Annotated in this window: 18 protein-coding genes and 1 tRNA gene; 9 read left to right on the top strand and 10 right to left on the bottom strand. The window is 62.6% G+C overall.

Annotated features, from left to right (window positions below; genetic code table 11):
- Nucleotides 1-29: 29 nt before the first annotated feature.
- Both G405_RS0113935 and G405_RS0113930 read right to left on the bottom strand, forming a co-directional pair.
- Nucleotides 30-1,397 carry a spinster family MFS transporter gene (locus G405_RS0113935; protein ID WP_022702138.1) on the bottom strand — a complete coding sequence of 456 codons (1,368 nt, stop codon included), beginning with the start codon at nt 1,395-1,397 and terminating at the stop codon, nt 30-32.
- Between the two features lie 135 nt (nt 1,398-1,532).
- Entirely contained in the window at nt 1,533-3,866 is a 2,334-nt protein-coding gene (locus tag G405_RS0113930) for a TonB-dependent receptor (RefSeq protein ID WP_028284831.1), read from the bottom strand.
- 205 nt (nt 3,867-4,071) lie between these two features.
- Between G405_RS0113930 and G405_RS0113925 the strand changes: the two genes are divergently transcribed.
- Genes G405_RS0113925 through G405_RS0113915 form a run of 3 tightly spaced genes read left to right on the top strand, consistent with a single transcriptional unit; the run spans nt 4,072 to nt 6,569 of the window.
- Nucleotides 4,072-4,764, top strand: coding sequence for a TetR/AcrR family transcriptional regulator (locus tag G405_RS0113925; RefSeq protein ID WP_022702136.1), 693 nt, complete (start codon nt 4,072-4,074; stop codon nt 4,762-4,764).
- Nucleotides 4,761-5,627: an alpha/beta fold hydrolase gene (locus tag G405_RS0113920; protein ID WP_022702135.1), complete on the top strand. Its 867-nt coding sequence runs from the start codon at nt 4,761-4,763 to the stop codon at nt 5,625-5,627. The genes G405_RS0113925 and G405_RS0113920 overlap by 4 nt, the downstream gene beginning before the upstream one ends.
- Before the next feature lie 12 nt (nt 5,628-5,639).
- Nucleotides 5,640-6,569 carry an alpha/beta fold hydrolase gene (locus G405_RS0113915; protein ID WP_022702134.1) on the top strand — a complete coding sequence of 310 codons (930 nt, stop codon included), beginning with the start codon at nt 5,640-5,642 and terminating at the stop codon, nt 6,567-6,569.
- A 70-nt stretch (nt 6,570-6,639) separates the two neighbouring features.
- Here the strand turns inward: G405_RS0113915 and G405_RS0113910 are convergent, their stop codons facing one another.
- Both G405_RS0113910 and G405_RS0113905 read right to left on the bottom strand, forming a co-directional pair.
- Nucleotides 6,640-6,984 (bottom strand): rhodanese-like domain-containing protein, encoded by a 345-nt coding sequence (locus G405_RS0113910; RefSeq protein WP_022702133.1) that lies wholly within the window; start codon nt 6,982-6,984, stop codon nt 6,640-6,642.
- Nucleotides 6,985-7,092: 108 nt separating this feature from the next.
- Nucleotides 7,093-8,151: an Mrp/NBP35 family ATP-binding protein gene (locus tag G405_RS0113905; RefSeq protein ID WP_233346058.1), complete on the bottom strand. Its 1,059-nt coding sequence runs from the start codon at nt 8,149-8,151 to the stop codon at nt 7,093-7,095.
- Between the two features lie 146 nt (nt 8,152-8,297).
- Here G405_RS0113905 and G405_RS0113900 point away from each other — a divergent pair.
- A tRNA-Ser gene (locus G405_RS0113900) sits at nt 8,298-8,388 on the top strand.
- Nucleotides 8,389-8,533: 145 nt separating this feature from the next.
- Here the strand turns inward: G405_RS0113900 and G405_RS16715 are convergent.
- Both G405_RS16715 and G405_RS0113890 read right to left on the bottom strand, forming a co-directional pair.
- The gene (locus G405_RS16715) at nt 8,534-10,429 is read right to left on the bottom strand and encodes an acyltransferase family protein (protein ID WP_022702131.1); all 1,896 of its coding nucleotides are present in this window, start codon (nt 10,427-10,429) and stop codon (nt 8,534-8,536) included.
- Between the two features lie 111 nt (nt 10,430-10,540).
- Nucleotides 10,541-12,976 (bottom strand): DUF305 domain-containing protein, encoded by a 2,436-nt coding sequence (locus G405_RS0113890; protein WP_022702130.1) that lies wholly within the window; start codon nt 12,974-12,976, stop codon nt 10,541-10,543.
- 192 nt (nt 12,977-13,168) lie between these two features.
- On the opposite strand from G405_RS0113890, the gene G405_RS0113885 reads away from it, so the two are divergent.
- Nucleotides 13,169-14,056, top strand: coding sequence for a dienelactone hydrolase family protein (locus G405_RS0113885; protein WP_022702129.1), 888 nt, complete (start codon nt 13,169-13,171; stop codon nt 14,054-14,056).
- Between the two features lie 100 nt (nt 14,057-14,156).
- Here G405_RS0113885 and mnmH read toward each other — a convergent pair whose 3' ends face one another.
- Nucleotides 14,157-15,218 (bottom strand): tRNA 2-selenouridine(34) synthase MnmH, encoded by a 1,062-nt coding sequence (gene mnmH / locus G405_RS0113880; protein WP_022702128.1) that lies wholly within the window; start codon nt 15,216-15,218, stop codon nt 14,157-14,159.
- Between the two features lie 53 nt (nt 15,219-15,271).
- Between mnmH and selD the strand changes: the two genes are divergently transcribed.
- The 3 genes from selD to G405_RS0113865 all read left to right on the top strand — a co-directional run bounded on the left by selD (nt 15,272) and on the right by G405_RS0113865 (nt 18,643).
- Complete coding sequence (gene selD, locus G405_RS0113875) at nt 15,272-16,333, top strand: selenide, water dikinase SelD (RefSeq protein ID WP_022702127.1); 1,062 nt, start codon at nt 15,272-15,274, stop codon at nt 16,331-16,333.
- 53 nt (nt 16,334-16,386) lie between these two features.
- Nucleotides 16,387-17,703, top strand: coding sequence for an ABC1 kinase family protein (locus tag G405_RS0113870; protein ID WP_022702126.1), 1,317 nt, complete (start codon nt 16,387-16,389; stop codon nt 17,701-17,703).
- A gap of 70 nt (nt 17,704-17,773) precedes the next feature.
- Entirely contained in the window at nt 17,774-18,643 is an 870-nt protein-coding gene (locus G405_RS0113865) for a hypothetical protein (RefSeq protein WP_022702125.1), read from the top strand.
- Between the two features lie 82 nt (nt 18,644-18,725).
- Here G405_RS0113865 and G405_RS0113860 read toward each other — a convergent pair whose 3' ends face one another.
- The 3 genes from G405_RS0113860 to G405_RS0113850 form a co-directional block, all read right to left on the bottom strand.
- Complete coding sequence (locus G405_RS0113860; RefSeq protein WP_022702124.1) at nt 18,726-20,969, bottom strand: TonB-dependent receptor; 2,244 nt, start codon at nt 20,967-20,969, stop codon at nt 18,726-18,728.
- Nucleotides 20,970-21,173: 204 nt separating this feature from the next.
- Nucleotides 21,174-22,544: a membrane-bound lytic murein transglycosylase MltF gene (gene mltF, locus G405_RS0113855; RefSeq protein WP_022702123.1), complete on the bottom strand. Its 1,371-nt coding sequence runs from the start codon at nt 22,542-22,544 to the stop codon at nt 21,174-21,176.
- Nucleotides 22,545-22,592: 48 nt separating this feature from the next.
- Nucleotides 22,593-23,369 carry a DUF547 domain-containing protein gene (locus G405_RS0113850; RefSeq protein ID WP_022702122.1) on the bottom strand — a complete coding sequence of 259 codons (777 nt, stop codon included), beginning with the start codon at nt 23,367-23,369 and terminating at the stop codon, nt 22,593-22,595.
- 118 nt (nt 23,370-23,487) lie between these two features.
- Here G405_RS0113850 and G405_RS0113845 point away from each other — a divergent pair, with 118 nt between their 5' ends.
- The gene (locus G405_RS0113845) at nt 23,488-24,354 is read left to right on the top strand and encodes an alpha/beta hydrolase (RefSeq protein WP_022702121.1); all 867 of its coding nucleotides are present in this window, start codon (nt 23,488-23,490) and stop codon (nt 24,352-24,354) included.
- The last annotated feature ends 39 nt before the right edge of the window (nt 24,355-24,393 follow it).

Here is a 24,393-nt window from a genome sequence, read left to right as displayed (position 1 = left end):
GTTTTTCGTTTTAGGGCGTCCGGTGAAGCCTAAGCCTCTTCCCAATCCCGGACGATGGTGCGAGCTGCGATGAGGAACAGCCCGCCAGCCACGAGATACAGCGTCGCGCCGATCATGATCGAATAGCGCAAGGCTTCCTCGCCGAAGCTCGGGGTCAGCAGCGTGGACAACTCACCAAGCGCATACACGCCTACGCCAATTCCGAGCAGATTGTTGATGAGCAGGAAGATCGCTGAAGCCATCGACCGCATGTTGGGCGGGACCAGATGCTGGAAGGCCGAGAGCGTCGGGCCAAGCCAGGCCAGGCCCAGACCGGTTGGGATCATGAACAGCAAGACAGCCAACAGCGCTGACGGGGCCAGCACACCGGCGACATAGAAGGGATAGGTGACGAAGAACGCCACCGCCGGCACGATCGCGTACATGCGCTTGGAGCCCTTGCCCATCAGATCGCCCAGAACGCCGCCCAGGATGATCCCCAGGCTGCCGCCGACGAACAGGATCGCGCCGAACAGCCAGCCTGTGGTGATGATGTCGAGCTGAAAACTGCGCGCGAAAAAGCTCGGGACCCAGAAGAAGACGCCATAGCCCATCATCGAGCTGCACGACGCGCCCAGGGTGAGGAACCAGAAACTGGGCTTTTTCGACAGAATGGCCAACACCTTGAAGATGCCGGGCTTCTCAGGCGCTTTGACAGGCTCGCCAGCAGCGGCGACGTTTTCAGCCAGCTCGGCCTCAACCGCTGGCCGTTGCGGCGCGTCCAGGCCGCCCCGCTTGGGCTCGCGCACGGTCAGTTTGAACAAAGGGGCGATCAGCAGACCCAGAATGCCCACGATAATGAAGGCCGCCCGCCAATCGAGATTATCGCCCATGGCGCCGCCGGCGATCTGCGCGCCTGCGATCACGCCGAAGGCGGAGCCGATGGGGATGCCCAGCGAATAGATGGCGAGCGCCCTCGCCCGGCTTTGCGGCGGGAAATAATCGGCGATCAGCGAATAGGACGGCGCCACGCCGCCCGCTTCGCCCACGCCAACCCCGACACGGGCCAGGAACAGCTGGGTAAAGTTTGTAGCGAGGCCGCACAACGCCGTGAATCCGGACCAGACGGACAGAGAAATCGTGATGATCCAGGTGCGCTTGGTGCGGTCAGCCAGCCAGGCGATCGGCACCCCTAGCGTGGAGTACAAGAGCGCAAAAGCTATGCCGCCCAGAAGACCGAGCTGGCGGTCCGACAAACCCAGCTCCTCCTGGATCGGAATGGCCAGAATGGAAATGATCTGACGGTCCAAGAAATTGAACGCGTAAACGATAAAGAGCATGGCCAGCACCCAGGCGCTATATTTCGCGCTGGGCGGGGTCTCTGGCAGGCCCGTCTCCGTCTCGGTCTGAGTGGTCATATCTCTCCCCTGGTCTTTTCTCAGTGTCTGCACGCCGGGTCGCACCCTTGCATACTGAAGGCGTAAACCATCACTTTGCAAAGAAAAAACGCCGCCAACCCGGAGAGGTTGACGGCGCTTTCTGATCAGACGCGATTAGTAGCGGTAGGTGACCGAGGCGGTCACTGTGCGCGGATCGCCGTAGAAGGCGGTCAGCGTGCCTTCTAGGCCCAGGGTCGGAACGAACGGGCCGCTATTGCTGGAATAGTCAACGAAGTCGTATCCGGCGACCTTGTAACGCTCGTCCGTCAGGTTGCGGCCGTACAGGCCCGCAGACCATGTGCCCTCATCTGACGTCCAGACGGCGCTGGCGTTCCACAATGTGTAGGCGTCCTGATCAATCAGCGGGCTCGCCAGCTCGAACTGCTGGGAGTCGCTGCGATAGGAGACCGTGCTCAGAAGGTTCAGCTCACCAGAGTAAACCGGCATGCTGTAGCCCAGCGACAGAGACGCAGTCGTGTCCGGCGTGTTCTGAATTGACGCCTGGTCAGAGATGTCCTGACCAAAGGCGTTGATGAACTGATCATACTCGCCGTCCAGCAGACCCACGGTCGCGTTCACGCTCATATAATCGCCGTCCACAAAGGCGTTGGTTTCCCAGCCGCCTGAGAGTTCGAACTCCACGCCGCGCAGGGTCGCTTCGCCGGCATTGGTGGTGACGCCGGTGAAGGTGTCGGCCACGCCGTCGCCATCGGTGTCCACACCGACCGAACCGGGGACTTGCACATCGGTGTAATCCATCTGGAACACGGCCAGGGAGTGACGCCAGCCATTGCCCCAATCCGCTTTCCAGCCCAGCTCGTAGCTGTCCACCTCTTCAGGGTCGAACTGCATGAACTGGAAGACTTCGCCGCTGGAGACGGAACCGTCGCCATCAAGATCCGGCGCAGCGCTGGTCTGACCGCGCGGGTCGAAGCCGCCGCCCTTGAAGCCCTGGGAATAGGTCGCATAGACGTTCTGGCCGTCTGCGAAGGACCAGGCCAGAGAGGCGCGCGGGGAGAAGTCGTCAAAATCCGCCGTGCCGTTGAAGTCAGACGTCACCGCAATCGGAATCGCGCTGCCGCCGAACAGGTCGGACGCGCCGCCGATGAAAGTGGTGCGGCGCACCACGGAAGAGCGCTGGTCTTCGGTGTAGCGGGCGCCCAGGGACAGCTCGAGCGTGTCAGTCAGGTCATAGGTGAAGTCTGCAAAGAACGACCAGGTTTCCGTCGACACATCACCAAACGTCTGAGCGTTCAGGCCCGGCAGGCCAATGATGGCGCCCGTGGTGGCCAGGATCACGTCAAAGCCCGTCGAAGCGTTCGCATCCAGATAATATGCGCCGATCACGCCGTTGACGCGCTCGCCGGAGAACAACATCTGGAATTCCTGGGAGAACTGGTCGTTCGTGTAGATCGCCGGCACATCCAGATCCGCCTCGGGCAGCGAATCAAAGTCGATGGGCGTGGTGCTTTCATCTTCACGATACGCGGTGATCGATTTGAGCGTGATGGAATCGTTGACCATCCATTCCGCCGTGATCGAGCCGCCATAGGCTTCAACAGACTGCTCGGGGAAGTCGAGACCGGCGCGCGTATCAAACTCGTCGTCCAGCACCGGATAGGTGAAGGCCGGGAATTGATCGGGGATCAGACGATGGCCCTGACGTGCATTGGACGCGTCATCGGTGTAATCGGCGGCGACGCGGACCTGGAAGTTTTCGGTGAGATCAAACTCGGCCGACACACGGCCAGCCCAGACCGATTTATTGTAGTTATCGATGCCGTTGTAGAGATTGTCGCCATACCCTTCGCGCGACAGGCGCGCCACGGCGCCGCCGACGCGCACCGTGTCGGTGAGCGGGGTGGAGGCGGAAGCGATGACGTCGAGCTGGTTATAGCTGCCCACATTGACGCGCACGCTGGCGGTCGGTTCGTCGGACAGGCCGCGCGTGACGTATTTGACGGCGCCGCCAATGGTGTTTCGGCCGTAAAGCGTGCCTTGCGGGCCGCGCAGAACCTCGATGCGTTCCACGTCGTAGATATCCAGAACCGACGCCTGAGGGCGGTTCAGATAGACGTCATCGAGATAGAGGCCGACGCCGGATTCGAACCCTGCGACCGGATCCTGCTGACCCACGCCGCGGATGAAGGCGCTCAGGGTGGTGTTCGTGCCGCGGGACACTTCCAGGGTCACGTTCGGGGTGACCTGACCCACAGCGGTGATGTCCTGAGCGCCAAGCGCGTCCAGCTGTTCACCCGAGAAGGCGGTGACGGAGACCGGCACATCGGTCAGGGTTTCCTCGCGGCGCCGCGCCGTGACCGTAACCACGTCGCGGATCGGATTGTCAGAAGCGCCGGCTTCCTGGGCGATGGCCGTGGCGGCGAAAGGCAGGGCGGACGCAGAAGCGAGCAATGCGGCCGCACTCAATACGGTGCGTGTCATAGTCATGGGGTTATCCCTCCCTGTGAACAGAAGCCTCTATGAGCTTTTGCATGAGGTAAATTCAACGTTGAATGAAAAGTCAAGAAGGATTAGGACTTCGGTCATAACAAACAGGAGGGCTGAGGCTTCCCAGACACAGGCCCGGACACAGGCAAAGTCTGGTCAATCCTAGTCTCCGGGCTCTAAAAGAGCGCATGGGAGGATCATCATCATGACTGACGCCGGAGGAACGCGCCGGGGCGAGCGCACCCGCACCCGCCTGCTCGACGCTGCAGAGAGCCTGTTCGCTGAAAAGGGCTTTCATGGCGTCACAGTGCGCGCCATCGCTCGCCAGGCGGATAGCGACCCGGCGCTTGTGGCCTATTATTTCGGCGGCAAGCGTGAACTGTTTGACGCCGTCTTGCTGCGTCGCGCGGAAGAGCTCAATACGATTCGCCTGGCGGAGCTGGAAGCGTGCGAGGCCAATGCCGGGCCTGAAGGTCCGACTCTTGAAGCTATCATTCACGCCTTCACCCACCCGCTTCTGGATCGCAGCGCCAATGGGGGCCCAGGCTGGAAAAGTTATTTCGCGCTGGTGGGCCAGGTCACCAACTCGCCTGAATGGGGCGTGGCGATCATGTCCAAATACTTTGACCCGATCGTGCGCCATTTTCTGGACGCGGTCAGACGCGCCCTCCCCGATGCGCCGGAAGAAGAGCTGTTCTGGAGCTATCACTTTCTGTCAGGCGCGCTGGTTCTGACCTTCGCAGACACCGGACGCGTGGACGCCTTGTCCGGCGGCTTGTGCAAATCCAGTGATCTGGAAGCGGTGACCGAGCGCATGCCTGAATTTCTGGCGGCCGGCTTCCAGCGTCTGGCGCAGCGTCAATCGAACAAGAAGCAGGAGGCCGAGACGGTTTCATGACCCCGTTTTCAGAGCATTTTTTCACCGCTCCCGATGGCGTTCGCACCTATTACCGCCGCTATCCGGCGCAAGGCGAGAGCGGCAAGACCCCGGTCATTTGCCTGCATGGCCTGACGCGCAACAGCCGTGATTTCGAGGATTTGGCGCCGATCATCGCCGATATGGGCCGCACGGTCGTGGCGGTGGATGTGCGCGGCCGCGGCCGGTCTGACTATGACGCCCAGATCGAAAACTATAATCCGGCCAAATATGTCGAGGATGTTCAGGGCATTCTGGATGAGCTGGGCTGGGACAAGGTGGTCTCCGTCGGAACCTCCATGGGCGGTTTGATGACGATGATCCTGTCCACCGTTCGCCCCGGCCTTCTGACCGGCGCGGTGATCAACGATATCGGCCCGGAGCTGGACCCGGTCGGCCTGACCCGCATCCAGGGCTATGTGGGCGGGGCCGGACGCTTCGCCAATTGGGAGGAAGCCGGCGAGGCCTTGCGCGCCATCAACGGCGTCGCCTTCCCGAACGAGACAGGCGCGGACTTCTGGATCGCCTTCGCCAAACGCACCTGCCGGTCCATCGATACGGGCGAGATCGTGCTCGATTACGACGCCAACATCTCCAAACCAGTGAAGGATGGCGATGTGGCGCCGCCAGACCTTTGGCCGTTCTTTGAGGGTTTGAAGGGCACGCCGCTCTTGCTGGTGCGCGGCGCCATTTCCGACCTTCTGGCCATGGAGTGTGTCAATGAAATGTCACATCGCCATGGCGACATGGAGCTGGCTCAGGTCCCCGATGTCGGCCATGCTCCCCTCTTGACCGAACCGGCCGCGCTGGAGCCGATCAAGGCCTTCCTGAGCCGTCTGGACTGAGGCATCTGAGAGATGACTGACATGCTGCTGCGTATTCTGGGCGGGCTGATCCTGCTGGCTGTTCTGGTGATCGCCTTTTTCGCCTGGACCTTGCGTCCGCTTGATATGGACGCCGTCAGCCAGCAATGGATGACGGAGCAGGACCGCTTCGTCACAGTGGATGGCGAAGACTGGCGCGTGCGCGAAAGCGGCCCTGAAGACGCGCCGACCCTGGTCCTGATCCACGGCTTCAGTCATTCCCTTGAAGCCTGGGACGCACTGGCGGCCGAGCTGGATACGACCTATCGCATCATCCGGTTCGACCTGCCCGGTCACGGATTAACCGGTCCACGCGCCGATAAGGCCTATTCGGTGACCGACACGGTCGCTCAGGTCAGCGCACTGCTTGACGAGATCGCCCCGGATCGGTTCGCCATTGGCGGCAACTCGCTGGGGGGATTGGTCGCCTGGCGCTATGCGGCGGAGCATGCAGATCGTGTGGATCATCTGGTTCTGATCGATCCGGGCGGCTATCCCAATCTCGGCGTGGCGGACGACCCCGCCCCGGTCCCCGATGCGGTGCGCGCGTATCTCTCTCTGGCGCCGGAAGCGGGCGTCGCCTACGCGACGTCTACCCTGTACGCCGATCCTTCACGCGTCTCGCCCGAACAGCTTGAACGCATCCGCGCCATGATGCGGGTCGAGGGCAATGGTCAGGCGCTGATCGAGCGGATCGAACAGTTCACCCTGCCTGATCCGAACCCCGACCTCGCCCGCATTGCTGCGCCGACCCTGATCGTATGGGGGAGCAATGATGCGATGATCCCGGCCACCCATGGTCCGCGCTTTGACGCCGCCATCCCCAATTCGCGGCTGGTGCTGATGCAGAACACCGGCCATGTGCCCATGGAGGAATGGCCCGTCGAGACCGCAGCGCTGGTGCGCGATTTCCTCAACGACTGATCTGGCGCTTCCTCCAAAAGAAAGGGCGCGCAATCTCTTGCGCGCCCTTTTTGTCTGGAGACTGAGTCCGTCAGCCTTTCAGAACCATCTGTCCGGTGGACGGCTCGATCTGGTAGTAGGCGAGCCCTGACGCTTTCCACGCGCCCATGCCGCCCGCCATGTGCGCCACGACATCAGATCCCGCCGCTGCACAGGCCTGAATCGCCTTGCCCGATCGACCGCCCGCCGCGCAATGGAGCACCAACTTGCGCCCCTGCCCGGTCGGCAGCGCCGCCGGATCAAACGTCGACAGCGGCAAGAGCAGAGCGCCCGGAATTCGCTCGTTTTCGTATTCACCGGGTTCGCGCACATCCACGAGGATGATTTCACCTGCTTTCAGGGCCTTATCGACCTGCTCCGGGGACCAGTTTTCCATTCTCAGCACTCCATAAAGCTCATGCGCGCTTTGCGCTCTGTCATTTATCAAGTTTGACAAGTTTGGAGACGCGGCTCAAGCGCGGCCCGCTGTCACATCTGGGTGAGACTAGTCTTCAAAGACGATTTCGGGCGCGGGCCGGTGCGCGCCTTCAAGCGCATGCAGCATGCCCGATGCAGCCCGGTGAAACGCCTTGGCCACCGGGCCGTCGCCAGACGCGACCAGCCGGCCTTCATCGCTGGCTTCACGCAATTCGGGGTGCAGCGGGATTTCGCCCAGGAACGGCACGCCCAGAAGTTCCGCTTCCGCTCGCGCGCCGCCACGGCCGAAAATCTCGGTTCCCTCGCCGCAGGACGGACACAGGAAAAAGCTCATATTCTCGACAATGCCGAGGATCGGGATCGCCGTGCGATCAAACAGCGCCACAGCCTTGCGCGCATCATCCAGCGCCAGGGTCTGCGGGGTGGAGACGATCACGACGCCTGAAATCGGCGCGCTCTGCGCGATGGCGAGCTGCGCATCGCCCGTGCCGGGCGGCATGTCGATGATCAGCACGTCCAGATCACCCCAGTTCACCTCGGTCAGGAACTGCCGGATCGCTCCGGTCACCATGGGGCCGCGCCAGACCACCGGATCGCGTTCGCCCACTAGGAACCCCATGGACACCAGCTTCACGCCATGCGCTTCCAGCGGCTCGATGCCGCCATCCGTCTTTTGCAGACCAGGCGCGCCGTTCAGGCCAAAAATGCGGGGGGCGCTCGGGCCATAGACGTCGGCGTCCATCAAGCCTACCGACAAGCCCATCTTCACGCAGGCCGCGGCCAGGTTGGCGGCCGTGGTGGATTTACCCACCCCGCCCTTGCCCGACGCCACAGCGATGACCGCCTTGGCCGGCGCTTTGGGAGACGCCGCTTCAGCTTTCGCCGGTTTCGGCGCTTTGGCGCTCAACGACGCCTCTATGATGACCCGCGCCCGTTCGATCTCGGGATGAGCGGTCAACGCCGCCTGGATGGCCTGCCGCAACGCGCCCGCATCTTCATCGGTCCCGCCGGGTTTGAGCACCAGCGTCGCCACGCCGTCGCACAAATCCGCGCCATCAATGCGGCCTGAGCGGTTCAAGGGCGCCCCGGTGGCCGGATCGGCGACGGGGGCGAGAGCGTTGAGCACGATTTCGTTCATGCAGCTGAGATAGGCGAGCCGACGCCCGAACGCAAAGCCAAGCGCTCTTATAGACAGCCCATTGCAGCATAAACTGCAGCTGAGAGGCGCGAGCGACTTGATCGCGCGGTGCAAGCCCGGCTACACCGGTTAGTGGAGACGTGGCCGAGTGGTCGAAGGCGCTCCCCTGCTAAGGGAGTATACCTCAAAAGGGTATCGAGGGTTCGAATCCCTTCGTCTCCGCCAGCCTTCTTGGGTCTGGCCCGAATAGAGCCAACTGATGCTGGCCCGCTCACCAGCCCCCCTCATCGCTTTTGATAATCCGTACACCGGCATGCCAGACACGCCGATTGAGGATCGCCCGCCATGTCCAATAGAGCGCCCTGCAAGCTCATGGCTCCGAGGATATCAGCGGACGTAAATCCTCTTTCAGCGCCTCCCCCAGCCGTCTCGCAAACGACCTGGACAGATGGTGCTTGTCCCAGGTGAAGGGCTCGCCCTCTGCGAAGAGCGGGCAATCATCGCCGTCACACAACGCATCCCGCTTGCTGACATAGATGACACCGTAAGACGCCGCCAACTGCGTGTTCTGGTCTTCATAGAGAAACCGGCTTCGGATTTGACCGCCCAAACTGTCCACACCTTCCAAGCCGTCCCGCTCCCTCAAGAGGTCTGGGAAGTTCGCAGTCAGATGAAAGTAATTGCCGAACCAGATGATTGGGACATCCGTGTTCGCAGTTAGAAACTGCAGATAAGGCTCAAGATCATCCGGACCGTACCAGTCGCCGAGATAGGTGATCACGACCATATCCACGCCTTGCAAGGAAGCGGGATCAAAACGCTCACGATTGATCGTTTCACATTGGGGCAAATCGGGATGAGTGGCGCTGACCAGTGCTCGAATATCCGGTGAAGGCGGGCAACCCGGAAGGGTCGATTGCATGAGATGCGCCCGCGGGAATACAACTTCCAGGGCATTCAATGCGTCCACCGTATGGCTGTCGCCAACGATCAGGATGTTCTGTCGTCCATCCTGAGGCGCGTCACACACCTCCCACCCCAAACGAACACAACGCTGACGCACACCATCGAACCGGGCGTTTCGACCAGATTCGATCTGGGCTTGCGTGTAGGCGTAGTGCGAACCGCCTGGCAGCTTCACTCGTCCATCCAAAATGACGATGGCGCCGTTGATGAAGAGCAACAGCCCCACCAGGAGGCCCGCGAGCGCCGTGAAGCGGTTCAGACTGACCCGTCTCGTATTCCGGAATGGCTTTTCAATCCAGAGATAGCTGAGGCCGGACAGAAGGACCGATCCGGCGATGAGACCGAGGGTCAAACCCAGGCTCAGCTCGCCGAAATGCACGCGCGCCAGGGCGAACATTGGAAAGTGCCAAAGATACAACGAATAGGAAGTGAGCCCGATCCAGACCATCGGCCGCAGACTCAACAGCGTCGTCACCAGGCCACCGGGCCGAGTGAACCAGATCAGCAGTGCGACACCCAGAACTGGAGCCAGCGTCAGGACGGACGGATGCGGCAAACCGTGATGGAAAAACAAGATCGGGCCGCAAACCAGAGACAAACCCAGCCATGGCAGGGTCGACTGCGACACTCGGTGCGATTGACGCCCATACCGCATCTCAAGGCTGGCCAGGATCGCGCCAGCCATCAATTCCCAAGCGCGCATGGGAAGTAGATAGAAATTCGCCTCCGGCGCATGCTGACTGCTCACTTGCGCCGCCAGCAAAGATGAGAGGAAGACCAGCCCGAGTGAGGGCAAGAGCAAGCTTTTACGCAGTTTCAGCACCAGTAGGACCAGCACCGGAAAAATGATGTAGAATTGCTCTTCAACCGACAGCGTCCAGGTGTGCAGCAACGGCTTTAGTCGAGAAGGTTCAGCGGTATAGGCGTCCTGTAGCCAAAACCAGATATTGGATGAAAAGAGCAGGCTTGTGATCGCTGAGCCGGCAAACTCTTTCAACGCACTCGCATGCAACATGGGCACGGCCGCCAGCGTGGTGGCGAGAAGCACCACGACAAGAGCTGGCAACAATCGACGCACCCGCCGCTCATAGAAGCGCAGGAAGCTAAATTCAGCCCCCGCAGCCTCTTTGAGTATGATCGATGTGATCAGATAGCCCGAGATGACGAAGAAGACATCAACGCCGAGGAACCCGCCACGAAAGAGCTGCCGGTCACCGATGAACAGTTCCGCGTGATAAAACACAACGGAAAGCACTGCGATTGTCCTCAGCCCGTCGATCTCCGGACGATACTTGATCATGGATGCCGCTCATCGCTCATTTATGGGCTGACCCTCATAGCCAAAACGATAGGAGCCGCGTCAGATCTGACGCGGCTCCTTGCTAAAGGCGTCAATACGAACCTAGCGTCTTTATCGAAGGCTGCGGGCGACCCCGTCAATCACTTCTGAAAGCGCCGTGATCCGGTGGGCGGCGACGCCGTCTTCAGACGCATCGGGCAAATCCCGACCCAGATCGCGCAGCTCACGCGCCAGTTGACGATCCCGTGCGTCCGCCTCGACAACCTGCGCCGCACGTCCCAACGCGTCATACAGGCTCGTCGCCTGCTCTGACGGCAGAGCCTCGTCACGCATCAGCTGGTCCAGATAGGCCAGGCCCACGACCGGATGGTCAGGCCAGCTGACCGGCAATTGCTGCTGCGGGTTGAAGGTGTCGCCCTGATCGGCCAGCGCCGCGGCGGCGATCTCGTTTTCGCTCAGTTGGTCACTGGGCAGCATCTCGAAGACATCAAGGCCGCGCACGATCTCGGTGCCGTAGATGCGGCCGTCATACCAATAGCTCGACCAGTATCCGCCCAGCACCATCACATCGGGATCGATCGGCCCGCGGTCAAAGAACGCGATCTCGTAGGCATTGGCGGGATCGGTGAAGTCGAGCACGGAAATCCCGCCCTGATACCAGGACTGCACGAAGATATCGCGGCCGGGAACCGGGACGATGGAGCCATTATGCGCGACGCAGTTCTCTTCTTCGGTCTGGGCGGAAGAGATCTTGTAGTAGCCTTCAAACTCAAGCTGGCCGTCATTGATAGCGTAGATCGCATTCGCGCCCCAATCCATGGGGTCTTGGGCGCGGCAACGCGGCCGTCCGCCGCCGCCCCATTCATCAGTGAACAGGATCTTGTCGCCCGCATTGCTGAAGGTGGCCGAGTGCCAGTAGGCGAAGCCCTGGTCGACCACGGCGTCAATGCGCTGCGGCGCACGCGGATCGCTGATGTCGAGCAAGATGCCATTGCCCGAGCACGCCCCCGCGGCGAGGTTCAGCGACGGGAAGACCGTAATGTCATGGCACTGGTCCGTGCGGCGCGTGGACTGGGTGCCCTCGCCATGATCGCCGCCGGTCCAGAGCCCGGCGATCCGGCCCGTCTCGTCATCAGCGAAGACGCGCGGGCTGTCCACAATGCTCGACGCGGCAGGATTGGCGACCGGGATTTCGATCACGTCGATGCTGAACAGCGCCGTTTCTTCATCACCCGGAAAACCCGCGACGCAGCCTGCCATCTCTTCTTCGTCACGAATCGAGCTGGTGCCGGAGTTGTAGACCACAATGGTGTTCTCATCGCTTGAGACCACCGAATGCGTGTGCGAGCCGCGGCAGGTCTGCACCTGGCCGACCTGACGCGGGGCGACCGGATTGCTGATGTCAAATATCCGCAAGCCCCGGAAACGCTCTTCGCTGACGTCTTCGCTCACGCCCTGACGACCGCAATCCACGCGCGCGCGGGTGTCCTGTACGGACACCAGAAGCAGATCGCCCACAATGGACACATCGCCCTGCCCGCCCGGACACACGACCGAGCTGATCAGAACGGGCGCGTCTTCGCCCAAGCGATACAGGTTGAAGCCGTGATAATTGCCGACCGCCATCAAATCGCCGGCGAAGGCCATATCCGTGTTCGAAAAGCTCAGAAACGGCGCGCGCTGACCAAAGCGACGCTCAACCTCTTCATCCGTTTCCTCCGGAGTGATTTCCGGCGGCAGGCCGACCGGGTTCTCGGCGTCGAAAAAGCCGGTGGGCTTGGGCAAGCTGGCCACCAGCTCCAGGTTCGAAATCGCTTCTCCGGCGTCACGGAAGCCCGCCGACAAGCCATTGCGCGGATCTTCGGACAGCGCCGCGAGCACAGCGCTCATCCGGCGGATTTCCGAGTTCTGTTCACTGCGGACATCATTGACGAAGTCAAACAAGACCGGGTCATAGGCCGAGCCCCGTTCGTCCAGCAGCGCATCCACCATCACGATTGCGCCGTCATGGTGAGCGATCATCAGCTCCAGGAACAGAGCGTCAAACTCTGTCCCGCTCGCCTGGGCCAATTCCTCCATCTGCTCTGGCGTCGCCATCCCCGCCATCATGGAGTGTCCGGCATGGCCGCCGCCATGATCCATGCCGTGATGCATCGCATGCGGATCATTGGCGGGATCGGGCGCGTCCTGGCCACGCTCTTCAAGCCAGCCTTGCATGAAGGCGATCTCGTCGGCCTGGCTGGCGTTGATGCGCCCGGCGACGGCGACAATGTCATCGGTGCTGGTGCGCTCTGCGACCAGGTCCGCCATCTGCACCGCCTGATAATGGTGCACGATCATGTCGCGCATGAACTGCACATCGGCCTCGGAAAAGCGGTTCGCGGCGATCTGTACGGCTTCGTCGGCGCTGATCTGGCGCACGTCTTCGCCCGGCGCGCCCGGCTGGACGATGGGCGCGTCTTGCGCAAAGGCGCCTGTCTGCGAAGCCAGTCCCGCCGCTAGAGCAATCGTGGCTGACTGAAGTCGCAATCGTGTGTTGAAGGTCATGGCGTTTCTCCCCGGTTCTATCGTCGACAGAGTAAGTGTCCGGCCCGGTTCGGCAAGGGATTCCGGTATGTTCAGACCTATTGCCGGTTGCCTCTCAGCGGGTTCGCCTGCGCGCTTACGTGGAAAGGCGAGCAACTTGCAGCTTCAGTGCGATGCGCTAGCTTCATCCCACACAACAGTGGGAGCGAGCCGATGCCAAAGTCTGACCCCGAGATCGCGCAAGGCGCGTTCAAGCTCTATGACGCGTACGCCCATGGCGCGATGTCGCGACGCGATTTCCTGGACGGGCTCAAAGCCTACGCCATTGGCGGACTGACGGTCAGCGTGCTCGCCGCCGCCCTGATGCCGAACTACGCCACGGCGCAACAGACCGAAGCCGGCGATTCGCGACTGGTGGAAGACGACGTGCTTTACGCTTCGCCGGACGGCGCTGGCGAGATGAGCGGTTATCTCGTCCGTCCAGCCGGCGCCGAAACGCCGCGCGGCGGCGTTCTGGTCATTCATGAGAACCGCGGTCTGAACCCGCATATCCGGGATGTGGCGAGGCGCGCCGCGCTGGCGGGATATGTCGCCTTCGCTCCGGACGCCCTGCATCCGCTGGGCGGTTATCCGGGCACGGATGACGAAGGCCGCACCCTGCAGCGCCAACGCGATGGACGAGAAATGCTTCAGGACTTCATCGCGGGCGCGCACTATCTGCGTGATCATCCCGCCTGCTCGGGCCAGGTGGCGGCGGTCGGATTTTGCTATGGTGGCGCAGTCGCCAATCAGCTCGCCGTGCGTCTGCACTGGCTGGCGGGATCCGTGCCGTTTTATGGCGGCTGGCCCGACCCTGAAAACGCTGAAGCCGTGCGCGTTCCGCTACAGATCCATCTCGCCGCGCTCGATGACCGGGTCAACGCCGGCTGGCCGGTCTGGCGTGATGCGCTGGATGCAGCCGACGCGCCCTATCAGGTCTTCATGTATGAGGGCGCCCAGCACGGCTTTCACAATGACACCACGGCGCGGTTTGACCCAGAGCAGGCCGAGCTGGCCTGGTCGCGCACCCTGGACTTTTTCGACCGGGTGCTGACCGCTTAGCTTTTCCGGCTCACACCATCCGGGTGTTCGATCCTCGCGTCGCTGCAGGCGACCTTTGGCCTTGGAACTCCGTTAGGCGCGCAATGGAGGCGCCCGCCCCTCAAAGCGCCTGTTTCGCCGCGATGATGCGGTCGGCCAGCGCCTCAAGCGCCGCCGCATCCAGTCGCTCTGTCTCAAATGACAGGGCGCTCGGGGTCAGGCGTTTGCGTCGGGCGCGGTCATAGGCCGGATCGTAATGCGCGGTCATCAGCTCGGCCGCCAGCTGCTCAGGCTGGCCTTGATGAGCCAGCTCGCGCCAGTGCGCGATCTGCTCCTTGGAGTGGAAGGGCGTGATGAGCTCCAGCGCCGCGCACGCCTGGTCGGGATCGTCGACGATATCGGCGTAGGCCGTGGCCAGAAACCGGGCGCGCTCGGCCAGAGGCGCTGCGATCTCAATCCGCGGCGCCTGCTTCATCCTCGTCCACAAGGGTGACGGCAGGCGAACCGACCCGATCCGCGCGGATTCCGCCTCCAGAAAGACCGGGCGGCTGAGGTCGACGCTTTCCAGCGCGCGCCAAAGCGCGGTCTCAAACGCTTTCTGGCTGGGCTGGGGCGCGTTCGCGAAACCTCCGAAGGCGGAACCGCGATGACGGGCCAGCCCTTCCAGATCCACCCCCTGCTCGCCCTTGTCCCGCAACACCTGCAACAAGGCGGTTTTCGCGGTGCCGGTCTGACCATCAATCAGGATCAGTTTCAGATCAGGAGAGGCCGCCTCGATCCCGGCCATCACGGCCCGCCGCCAGGTTTGATAGCCGCCCTCAAGCACCGCGACCGGCCAGCCGACCGCCGACAGGATCGTCGCCATGGAATTGGACCGCATGCCGCCGCGCCAGCAATAGACAAGCGGGCGAAAGCGTTTGGGCTTGTCGGCCAGCGCGGTCTCCAGATGCTTCGCCGCATTGCGCGCCACCAGCGCCGCACCCGCGCGCCGCGCCTCGAACGCAGACACCTGGACATAGGTCGTGCCGATCTCGGCGCGCTCGGCGTCGTCGAGCACGGGCATGTTCACCGCGCCCGGCAAATGGTCCTCGGCGTATTCGCCGGGCGAACGCACGTCGATGATCAGGTCAAAGCGCTGCAATGCGCCGGCGCTGACATCCTTCAGGGTCTCGTATCGCAACATGCGCGCCTTATAGTTCCGTTCTGATCAAGAATCGAACACAGCCGGGTGCGACCATGACCGAGACCTCCTCCGCCACAACGCCGTCCCTGACAAGCCTGGCTCGCGGGGGCGGCTGCGGCTGCAAGCTCGATCCCGCCTTTCTGGACCGCATCCTGGCGGATAGCCCGCCCCTGCCGCTGAACCCGGCCCTGCTTCTGGACGCCGCCACGCGCGATGACGCCGCCGTCTACAAGCTCAATGATGAGACGGCGCTGGTGGCGACGACGGACTTTTTCGCGCCCGTCGTTGATGACCCGTATGATTTCGGACGCATCGCAGCCACCAACGCCCTGTCAGACGTCTACGCCATGGGCGCCAAGCCGATCTTTTGCCTGGCGGTGCTGGGCATGCCGATCAATACGCTGCCGCCTGAAACCATCCGGCAGATTCTTGATGGCGGCCGCTCGGTCGCGGAAAGCGTCGGCGCGCCGGTCGCCGGCGGTCATTCCATTGACGCCGCCGAACCCTTCTACGGGCTTGTGGCGCTTGGTCTGGCGCATCCCGACCAGATCCTGACCAACGCCGGCGCCAAACCCGGCGACGTGCTGATCCTGGGCAAGCCGCTGGGCGTGGGCGTGTTCAGCGCCGCGCAGAAACGCGGGCTGCTGACGCCTGACGACTATGACGCCATGATCGCCACGACCACGCGGCTGAATACGCCCGGCTCCGATCTGGCGGGCATGACGGGCGTGCATGCGGTGACGGACGTCACCGGCTTTGGCCTGCTGGGTCATTTGTCGGAAATGTGCCGCGGTTCAAAACTCGCCGCCAGCATCGACCGCACCGCCCTGCCCGTCTTTGACGGCGCGCGGCGTCTGCTGGACCAGGGCGTGCGCACGGGCGCGTCAGGGCGCAACTGGGCGGCGGTTGAACGCTATGTCACCCAGACGCCTGACTGGTCAGACGCAGATCGCGACATGCTGTGCGATCCCCAGACCAGCGGCGGCCTGCTGGTCGCCTGCGCGCCGGACGCGGCGGCGGACGTGCTCGCGGTTTTCGAGCGCCATGGCCACAGCGCCGCCGTTCAGATCGGGCGCCTGGACGCCGGGAATCCGATGATCAGTTTTTCCGCCTGATCGGGTTTTCAGCGGTCTGCGACCTAGTTTCTCTCATCTGAGAGGATATCCGCATGACCGACAAAGCTGATGATCGCGGCTCCGCCGTCCCCAAAGGCCGTTTAAGTCGGCTGGGGCGCTTCGGACGTCTCGCCGCCGGCACGGCGGGGGAAGCGTTGGGCAACACGGTTCAGGCTCTGGCGAAAGGCGAGCGGCTGGACGCTTCGCGGCTGATCCTCACACCGTCAAACGCCAAACGCATGGCTGATGAGCTGGCGCATTTGCGCGGCGCCGCGATGAAAATGGGACAGATGCTGTCCATGGATTCCGGCGACCTGCTGCCGCCGGAGCTTACCGAGGTGCTGGCGCGGCTGCGCGAAAGCGCGCGGCCCATGCCGCCACACCAGCTCAAACGCGTGCTGACCCAGAACTGGGGACCAAACTGGCTCAGCCGGTTTAAGCGCTTCGAGCCGCGCCCCATGGCCGCCGCCTCCATCGGTCAGGTGCATCGCGCCCTCACCCAGGATGGCCGCGATCTGGCGATCAAGGTGCAGTATCCCGGCGTCCGAGGCAGCATAGACAGCGATGTGGACAACCTCGCCAGCCTCATCGCGCTGTCCGGGCTGGCGCCCAAGGGGCTCGACCTCAAGCCCATCCTTGAGGAAGTCAAACGCCAGCTCAGAGATGAGGCTGATTATGCGCGTGAGGGTAAAAAACTCTCCCAATTTCGGGACTGGCTCTCAGGGTCCGACAGCTTTGCAACGCCAGAACTGGCGTCCGATCTGACCACCGCGAACGTGCTGGCGATGAGCTATCTGCCCGGCGATCCGATCGAAACGCTGGTCGACGCCCTGCCCAGCGAGCGCAACCGGGTGATGGCTGAACTGGCGAATTTGACCTTGCGCGAAGTGTTTGAATTCGGCGCCATTCAGAGCGATCCCAATTTCGCCAATTATCGCTATCAACCCGACACGGGTCGGGTGGGTTTGCTGGATTTCGGCGCCGTGCAGGACATTCCCGAAGCGGTCCAATGCGCCGGACGGCGTTTGTTGAAAGCGGGACTGTCTGGCGACCGGGGCGGCCGCGAACAGGCGCTGACGGAGCTGGGCTATCTGTCAGACGAGACGCCGCCCGATCAGCGCGCTCTGGTGCTGGAGCTGACCGAGTTGGCGCTGACGCCGCTCTTCAGCGCTGAGCCGTATGATTTTGACGCGTCTGCCCTGGTCGAACCTCTGAGAGAGGGCGGATTCAGACTGCGCGCGATGGGGTACGCCCAGACGCCGGCGCCCATGGCGGTCTTCATCCAGCGCAAGGTCGCAGGACTGTATTTGCTCGGCGCGAAGCTCGACGCTCGCCTGGATATCCGAAGCGTCCTTTCAGGTCACATCTAACAAAATTTTTAGTCGGGTTTGCGCCCGGATCAGACCTAGTCTGCTTCAAGATTCATTCGTTGAAGAGTTTATGATGCGAGTTTTCCTGATCGCCGCGTCGGTGCTTGCGCTTGGCGCATCGGGCCTGTCCCCTCTTGCGCAGGCTCAGACGGCGCCCGACTTCACCCAAGCCTTTCGCGGCGCTATCGGCCAAATGCTCACCCATGACTATGAGCAGGCTCGCCTGCTTGCCGAGGAGGCTCAGGCTCTGGCGACCACTCCGTCCGAACGCTACCGCGCCCGCCATATCCTGACCGACATCAGCGCCCGTCTGGGCGATTGGCAGGCGACAGCGACCTATTCGGCCGAAGCCTACGCCATCATCATGGATGACCCCGCCTTGCAAGACGCGTTGATGCTCAACGCCGCCCACATGGCGGCGGAAGAAGCGCGCGCCGCTTACCAGCTCGATGACGCCGAACGTGTTGCGGACGCGAATGCCCGGATGATCCGTCATCACCCCCAGGCCGGCGACGGATGGCGAGCTGTCGCGCCGATGGGCGCCATCCATGTAGATGGCCTGTCATGTCCGTTGATGTCGCAAGGCTTTTTGCGCTTTGACCTTCTGGGCGCAGAGAACGCCCTGCCCGGCTGCGTGTACTGGAATCTGGACGATGTGGGCGTGCGCGTGCTGGACGGCGACGGCTTTGACGCCGAATTGTCCCGTCTGGAAGCGGCGAACGAGACAGTGTCAGAACTTGAGATGGCTCAGGCGCTGACACGTGTGGCGGACCGGGCGCGTTTACTTGATCTGAGGGCGCCGACGCCTGTCAGTGAGCCGCGACGCGCGCTGGTTCTCAGCGTCAATGACCAGTCGCGAACGCTGACTTTGGAATATCCCGCCTCAACGCCAGAGGGGGATCTGGAGCTCTTGACCGAACGGTTCGCGGCTCGCCCCTGAGCCCAAACAAACGGCGCCAGGCCAGAGCCTGACGCCGTTCCGGCCAGTGAGGGAACTGGCCGCCAGATCAATCAATCCGTGTCTAGTTCAGGCTGGTGCGCAGGCTGACGCCCCAGATGCGCGGCTCGTTGACGAAGCCGGTATTGTTGTTGAAATCGATGCCGCCAGCGAGGTTCTCCTCATCAGTGATGTTGCGCACGAACAGCGCCGCTTCCCAATCCCGGCCGTCGGCGTTTCCGGCATAGCCCAGACGTAGGCCGCCCTCGAAATTGCCGTCTGAATAGAACTCTTCGGATTCGTAGAGGAACAGATTGGTGCGGCCTTGCCAGAACCAGTCGGTGTAGACGAACCATTCCCCGCCCCACTGAGAGGGAATGTCATACCGCGCGGTCAGGCTGAGAATGTAGTCCGGCGCCTGCGGGAACGGGTTACCGTCCACTTCCACAAAGCCGTCGCCGTCGGCGTCCGGATCCGTGGGGGTGCACTGGCCCGATCCGCAAGGCCCGACTTCAAGGCCGGCATCCTGAAGCTCGGTTTCGTTCCAGCTGAATCCGGCGGTGAGCAGAAGATTCTCGCCCACCAGGAATTCTGAATCCACTTCAAAGCCATAGCCCACGCCCTGATCTGCGTTCACGAGCTGGACCAGATTGCCGGCGCCGCCCACGGCGGACAGCTGCAGGTCGGACACCTCGTAATAGAACGCGGTGGCGTTCACGCGCGCCCGGCCGTCGGCGAATTCGGATTTGAAACCCGCCTCGTAGGACGTCGAGGTTTCGCTCTCGGCTGTGGAGGGCGGCGAGAAAAAGGCGACGTCGCGCGCCTGGATGGTCGGGCCGCGGAAGCCGCGGGCCACGCGGCCAAACAGGGCGAAATCGTCATTGACGTCATAGAACGCCGACAGATCCCAGCTCACTTCCTCATCAGACACGCTGACCGGGTCAACCGGGAAGGCCGCCAGCGGGACGGTGAGATCTTTCTCGTCGCTCGTATAGCGCAGCCCGGCCGACAGGCGCAGATCATCGGTCACCTGATGGCTGAGCTGACCGAACACCGCCCAGAGCTGGTTCTCGTGACGCACGGTGGTGGTCGGCGGAAAACCGGACGGCGAAGAGGTCGTCACTTCAAACTCGGAGTCAAAATAGTATGCGCCGACCTGCCAGCTGGTGGCGTTGTCCGTGTCTGAGGCCAGACGGAATTCCTGGGTCACCTGCTTGAGATCATCCAGCGCGTCCTGGGTTTCAGACGGGAACGGAATAAAGCCTGGTCCGCTGAGATTGCCGCCGTCGATATCGCCGAGGCTGAACCCGTCCGCGTACTCATAGCCGGTGATCGAGGTCAGGGTCAGGCCGTCGAAATAGCCGTTCATCGTCAGGCTGGCGCCCAGGCCCTCATAGGCTTGGGGGTTGTTGGCCTGGGAATCGAAAAACACCGTATCGCGATCAAAATTCTCGTTCAGGTCGTTGGAGCCGGTGGTCAGGATATTGGCGCGGAAGACCGCGGACGTGCCTTCGAAATCCCGCGCATGCACGTTCAACAACGCGTCAAAGCGGTCGTTCGGCGTGAACAGGAGCTGCACCCGCGCCGCTTGCTCGTCAAAACCGCCAAGCGCATCACGCACGCCCAAGAACCCGTTGTCGATCCAGTCGTCACGATGCTGGCGCAGCACAGAGACACGCCCCGACAACACGCCGTCGATCAGCGCGCCGCCAACGGCGCCTTCCGCATTGGTCGTACCGAGCGAGCCGACGCTGACGCTGACATAGCCGTCAAGCTCCTGGCTCGGACGCACAGAGTCAAAACGCACCAGTCCCGCCGTTGTGTTGCGGCCGAACAGCGTGCCCTGCGGACCACGCGCCACTTCAACCTGCGCGATGTCAAACAGCGGGAAGCTTTTCAGGATGACGTTTTCCTGAACCACGCCGTCCATCAGGATGGAGACGGGCTGGGACGCGGCGAGATCGAAATCCGTATTGCCCAGGCCACGGATGTAGAACCGCGGCGCAACGCGTCCATTCGAGCTCTCGGCGTAAAGACTGGGCGCGCGCGCCGCGAGCTGAAGAATGTCCCCGCCGGCTTCAGTGATCGCATCCAGAGTCGGTTTGGGCGCCGTGGTCACGGACGCAGCCACGTCCTGCACGTTTTCTTCGCGCCGCGTCGCCGTGACGATGATGGTGTCAAGCCGGTCAGGCGCGGCTTCCGCCTCATTGGCCAGAGCGGCGGGCTGAGCGCTGGCCATCAGGGCGAGCACGCTCACGGAACAGGCGGTAAGGCGGGACAGGCGGGTCTTGAACTGGGGCACGAGTTCGACTCCGGAAGAGCGCCGCATGCTGGCGACGCATAGGGTGGAGATCCATCGCCCTCTCAATTGATCTGAAGGGCGGGCTCGTTCCGAGCGTGATACGGAAATTCGTCAGTATGGAAAGAAAAATATGACGCCAGAAGACACCGGGAGGCCTGAAGTGTGCACTTGCAGCAACAGTATTCATTTGATCTGTATACGGCGCTTCACGCTCAGCAGCGCCGCGCTGGGTCAGTCATCCAGATGCAAATCCAGCAACACGCGGTAGCGTCGGATATTGGCCACATAATGCACCGGCTCTCGACCGCGGGCGTAGCCGCGCGGCAAGGTCGTGTAGTATTCGGGGTCTGACAAGAGCGGCAGAACTTTCCGGATATCGCCCCAGCGATTTTTCTCCAGCGACTGACGCTCGGCGAGCCGGCGTGCGTCGTAAAGATGGCCCATGCCCACATTGTACGCAGACAGCGCCAGGAACAGCCGGTCGCGGCCTTGCACCTCTTCGGGCAAGCGCTCCATCAGATTAGCGAGATAGCGCGCGCCGCCCGCGATCGACTGAGCAGGATCGGTGCGGTCCTCCACCCCCAGCTCGTTGGCGGTGGGCAGGGTCAGCATCATGATGCCGCGCACCCCGGTCGCGCTGACCGCATCCGGGTCCCAATGGGATTCCTGATAGGCCTGAGCGGCGAGCCAGCGCCAGTCGATGCCGCTCTCCTCGGCCGCCGCTTCGAAATGAGGGCGCAAGGCCGGCAAACGCTCGTCAATGCGTCGAATGAAGCGAGCCGTGTCCACGTAATCAAACTGATGAGTCACCCCGAACCAGCGCTGATCCAGCCGCTCCAGAAAGCCGCCTTCGTGGCGCGCTTCGGACCAGCGGTTCAAGGGCTGCAACAACTCTGACCCCAGAGGCAGGACGAAAGCCAGCGAGCGTTCTTCGCTCAGCACAAGGGGTGTCAGCAACTCAGGAAACCGCAGCCGGGCATGAGCGACAATCGTGGAATCCGAAACCGTGCAATCCACCTGCTCAGCCTGCACCTGTTCCAACAAAGGCAAGGCGGAAGCGGCGTTCACCGTCCGCCATTCAATGCCGGGATGGTCAACTTTCAGCGCCTGCAGGGTCTCGATATAGCTTGAGCCTTCAAGCACCGCGATCTCGACATCCGCCATATCCTCGATCGTGCGGACCTGGGGGCCGCCGCGGCGACAGACCAGCTGCTCGGTGACGGTTTTATAGGCGGGGCCGAATGTGTTCGCCTCCTGGCGCGCCTCGGTTATCGTCACGCCGCCAGCCGCCAGATGGCCCTGGCCGGCCTCGATATTGGCCATCAGCTGGCCCAGATCGCGCTGGGGTTCGAAGCGAACGCTGACGCCCAGATCCTGCGCGAAGTTCTGGACCAGAGCGACCTCATAGCCCTCAGGCTCGCCATCCTCGTCCAGATGATAGGTGGTCGGGCTTTCAAGCGTGAGAACGATCAGCTCTCCACGCTCGCGGATCTCGTCCAGCGTTTCCACACCAGGCGGATCAGCGCGCCCACAGGACACGGCGCCGGCGAGCGCCAGCGCTGCGACGCACGCATTGCGTACGGATTTTGTCCACAACCCCATGGCGACAAAGATAGGCGCTCAAAGGCCGCATACCAAATCCGGCGACGATTACGGGCTCACAACCCGGTTGAGGGACCAGTCGTAGGCATATGAAACAATGCGAGTATCGCCATCCATGCGCTGCGCCAGACCGGGCTCGGCATATCTCAACACGTGGGCGATCACACCCGCATCGGAGCCGCCGAAATCCTCATTGAACCAGTCATAGATTCGCGAAACCACGAGCCCGTCTTCAGTGACCGTTACGCCGCGGGGATGGTTGATGTAGGCGCGGGCGCCCGCTTCAAGATCCGCATCCAAGCTATCGCTGCGCCAGGCGCGCGCCATCAGATTAGGACAACCGATAGAGGCGCAATTGACGGCGTAATGGACCAGAGGCGCGTCAAATTCCACGCGCATGATCCCATGTTCGATATCGTCCAGCGACAGCGCGCGGCCTTCCACCTCAACCCGGTTCACGCCCCAGGGACCGATAGACCAGGGGCGAGGCCGAATCTGACGAATGGAGTTTTCGGGCGCTTCATCCACGATCAGGCGCACCGTGACGGCGTTGTAGAGATTGGCCCAGAAGGCGAAGCGCGCATCATCGGTCAGAGCACTGACCTGCGTGGCCTCAAGGTCTTCGATATAGGCGGACAAGACTGCGCGATCGTCCGGGTTTGCGCGCAAACCGGCATAATCAAACCGGTTCACCCCGTCATCGCTTTCGACGACATAGGCGCCAAGCACCTGATCCCAAGGCGTGTGCAGATCGGTCTGGGCGTGTGAGAGGGGCATGCCGGCCAGGCTGGCGAGACAGGCGATTGCGATGATGAATGGTTTCATTCCACCCTCCTTGCGGCTGATCAGTAGACTAGACCCGCCATGACCGAAAACCAGTCACGCCCCGGTGAGAATCGGGCAAGCTCAACCGCTTGTGACCGCCTGTGAATGAAAGCCCGCCATGATCGAGCCTGAACGCGCACACTATGAGTTTGAAGATGGGATGATGGCGGCCTGGCGCTGGCCCAATCCCGGCGCGCCGATTTTGGTGTTCGCTCACGCCAACGGGTTTAACGGCGGGGCCTATCGCCAGATGCTGGGGAAAGTGGCCGATCGGTTCGAGATCATCGCGCCCGATCTGCGCGGCCATGGCCGCACCACCCTGCCCGCCGACCCCGCCACCCATAAAAGCTGGAACGTTTACGCCAAGGATCTTCTTGCGCTTTATGACCGGCTGGACCGCCGCCCGGCCTTGCTGGCCGGGCATTCCATGGGCGGATCGAGCACGCTGCTCGCCGCGGCGCAAATGCGGGACGCGCCGCCGCTGGCGCTGGTCGAGCCTGTGGTGTTGCCGCCCGCACTCTATCTGATGGCGCGCTCGCCGCTCTGGCCCTTCATGAAGGGGGCTGCGATCAAGCCTGCCGCAACGGCGCGCAAACGCTCGAACGGCTGGCCGGATCGCGATGCGGTGATCAGCCGGTATCAATCGCGCCCCACCTTCGCCCGCTGGTCGGACGGCGTGCTGGAGGACTATCTGGAAGACGGTCTTGTAGAGCTTGATGACGGCGTCAGACTGGCTTGCGACCCGAACTGGGAGGCCGCCAATTTCGAAGGCCAGGCCCATGACCTGCTCAGGGCGGCGCGCCGGATCGGCGACACAGTACAAGTGCTCAAGGCCAACAAGGGGTCCACGGTGATCAACGCCAGCGGCCTTGTCGCTCGCGGGGTGCGTCTGGAGTCTGTGGAGGGCGGCCATCTGATCCCGATGGAGGCTCCATCCATCGTTGCGAGCTGGCTCGGCAAGGCCGCAGAGAACGCCGGCCTCTGACACTCCACAACAAAAAGGCCGGGCGATGAGCCCGGCCTT

Source organism: Oceanicaulis alexandrii DSM 11625, assembly GCF_000420265.1.
GTDB lineage: Bacteria > Pseudomonadota > Alphaproteobacteria > Caulobacterales > Maricaulaceae > Oceanicaulis > Oceanicaulis alexandrii.
This window is presented reverse-complemented; position numbering and strand designations above follow the sequence as displayed.

Excerpts from the sequence above, each read along its gene's own strand:
- G405_RS0113925 (WP_022702136.1), top strand. The coding sequence starts at position 4,072 with ATGACTGACGCCGGAGGAACGCGCCGGGGCGAGCGCACCCGCACCCGC.
- G405_RS0113885 (WP_022702129.1), top strand. The coding sequence starts at position 13,169 with ATGCCAAAGTCTGACCCCGAGATCGCGCAAGGCGCGTTCAAGCTCTAT.
- G405_RS0113930 (WP_028284831.1), bottom strand. The coding sequence starts at position 3,866 with ATGACTATGACACGCACCGTATTGAGTGCGGCCGCATTGCTCGCTTCT.
- G405_RS0113890 (WP_022702130.1), bottom strand. The coding sequence starts at position 12,976 with ATGACCTTCAACACACGATTGCGACTTCAGTCAGCCACGATTGCTCTA.
- G405_RS0113845 (WP_022702121.1), top strand. The coding sequence starts at position 23,488 with ATGATCGAGCCTGAACGCGCACACTATGAGTTTGAAGATGGGATGATG.
- G405_RS0113915 (WP_022702134.1), top strand. The coding sequence starts at position 5,640 with ATGACTGACATGCTGCTGCGTATTCTGGGCGGGCTGATCCTGCTGGCT.
- G405_RS0113935 (WP_022702138.1), bottom strand. The coding sequence starts at position 1,397 with ATGACCACTCAGACCGAGACGGAGACGGGCCTGCCAGAGACCCCGCCC.
- G405_RS0113870 (WP_022702126.1), top strand. The coding sequence starts at position 16,387 with ATGACCGACAAAGCTGATGATCGCGGCTCCGCCGTCCCCAAAGGCCGT.
- G405_RS0113920 (WP_022702135.1), top strand. The coding sequence starts at position 4,761 with ATGACCCCGTTTTCAGAGCATTTTTTCACCGCTCCCGATGGCGTTCGC.
- mltF (WP_022702123.1), bottom strand. The coding sequence starts at position 22,544 with ATGGGGTTGTGGACAAAATCCGTACGCAATGCGTGCGTCGCAGCGCTG.
- G405_RS0113860 (WP_022702124.1), bottom strand. The coding sequence starts at position 20,969 with ATGCGGCGCTCTTCCGGAGTCGAACTCGTGCCCCAGTTCAAGACCCGC.
- G405_RS0113910 (WP_022702133.1), bottom strand. The coding sequence starts at position 6,984 with ATGGAAAACTGGTCCCCGGAGCAGGTCGATAAGGCCCTGAAAGCAGGT.
- G405_RS0113865 (WP_022702125.1), top strand. The coding sequence starts at position 17,774 with ATGATGCGAGTTTTCCTGATCGCCGCGTCGGTGCTTGCGCTTGGCGCA.
- G405_RS0113850 (WP_022702122.1), bottom strand. The coding sequence starts at position 23,369 with ATGAAACCATTCATCATCGCAATCGCCTGTCTCGCCAGCCTGGCCGGC.
- G405_RS16715 (WP_022702131.1), bottom strand. The coding sequence starts at position 10,429 with ATGATCAAGTATCGTCCGGAGATCGACGGGCTGAGGACAATCGCAGTG.
- mnmH (WP_022702128.1), bottom strand. The coding sequence starts at position 15,218 with ATGTTGCGATACGAGACCCTGAAGGATGTCAGCGCCGGCGCATTGCAG.
- selD (WP_022702127.1), top strand. The coding sequence starts at position 15,272 with ATGACCGAGACCTCCTCCGCCACAACGCCGTCCCTGACAAGCCTGGCT.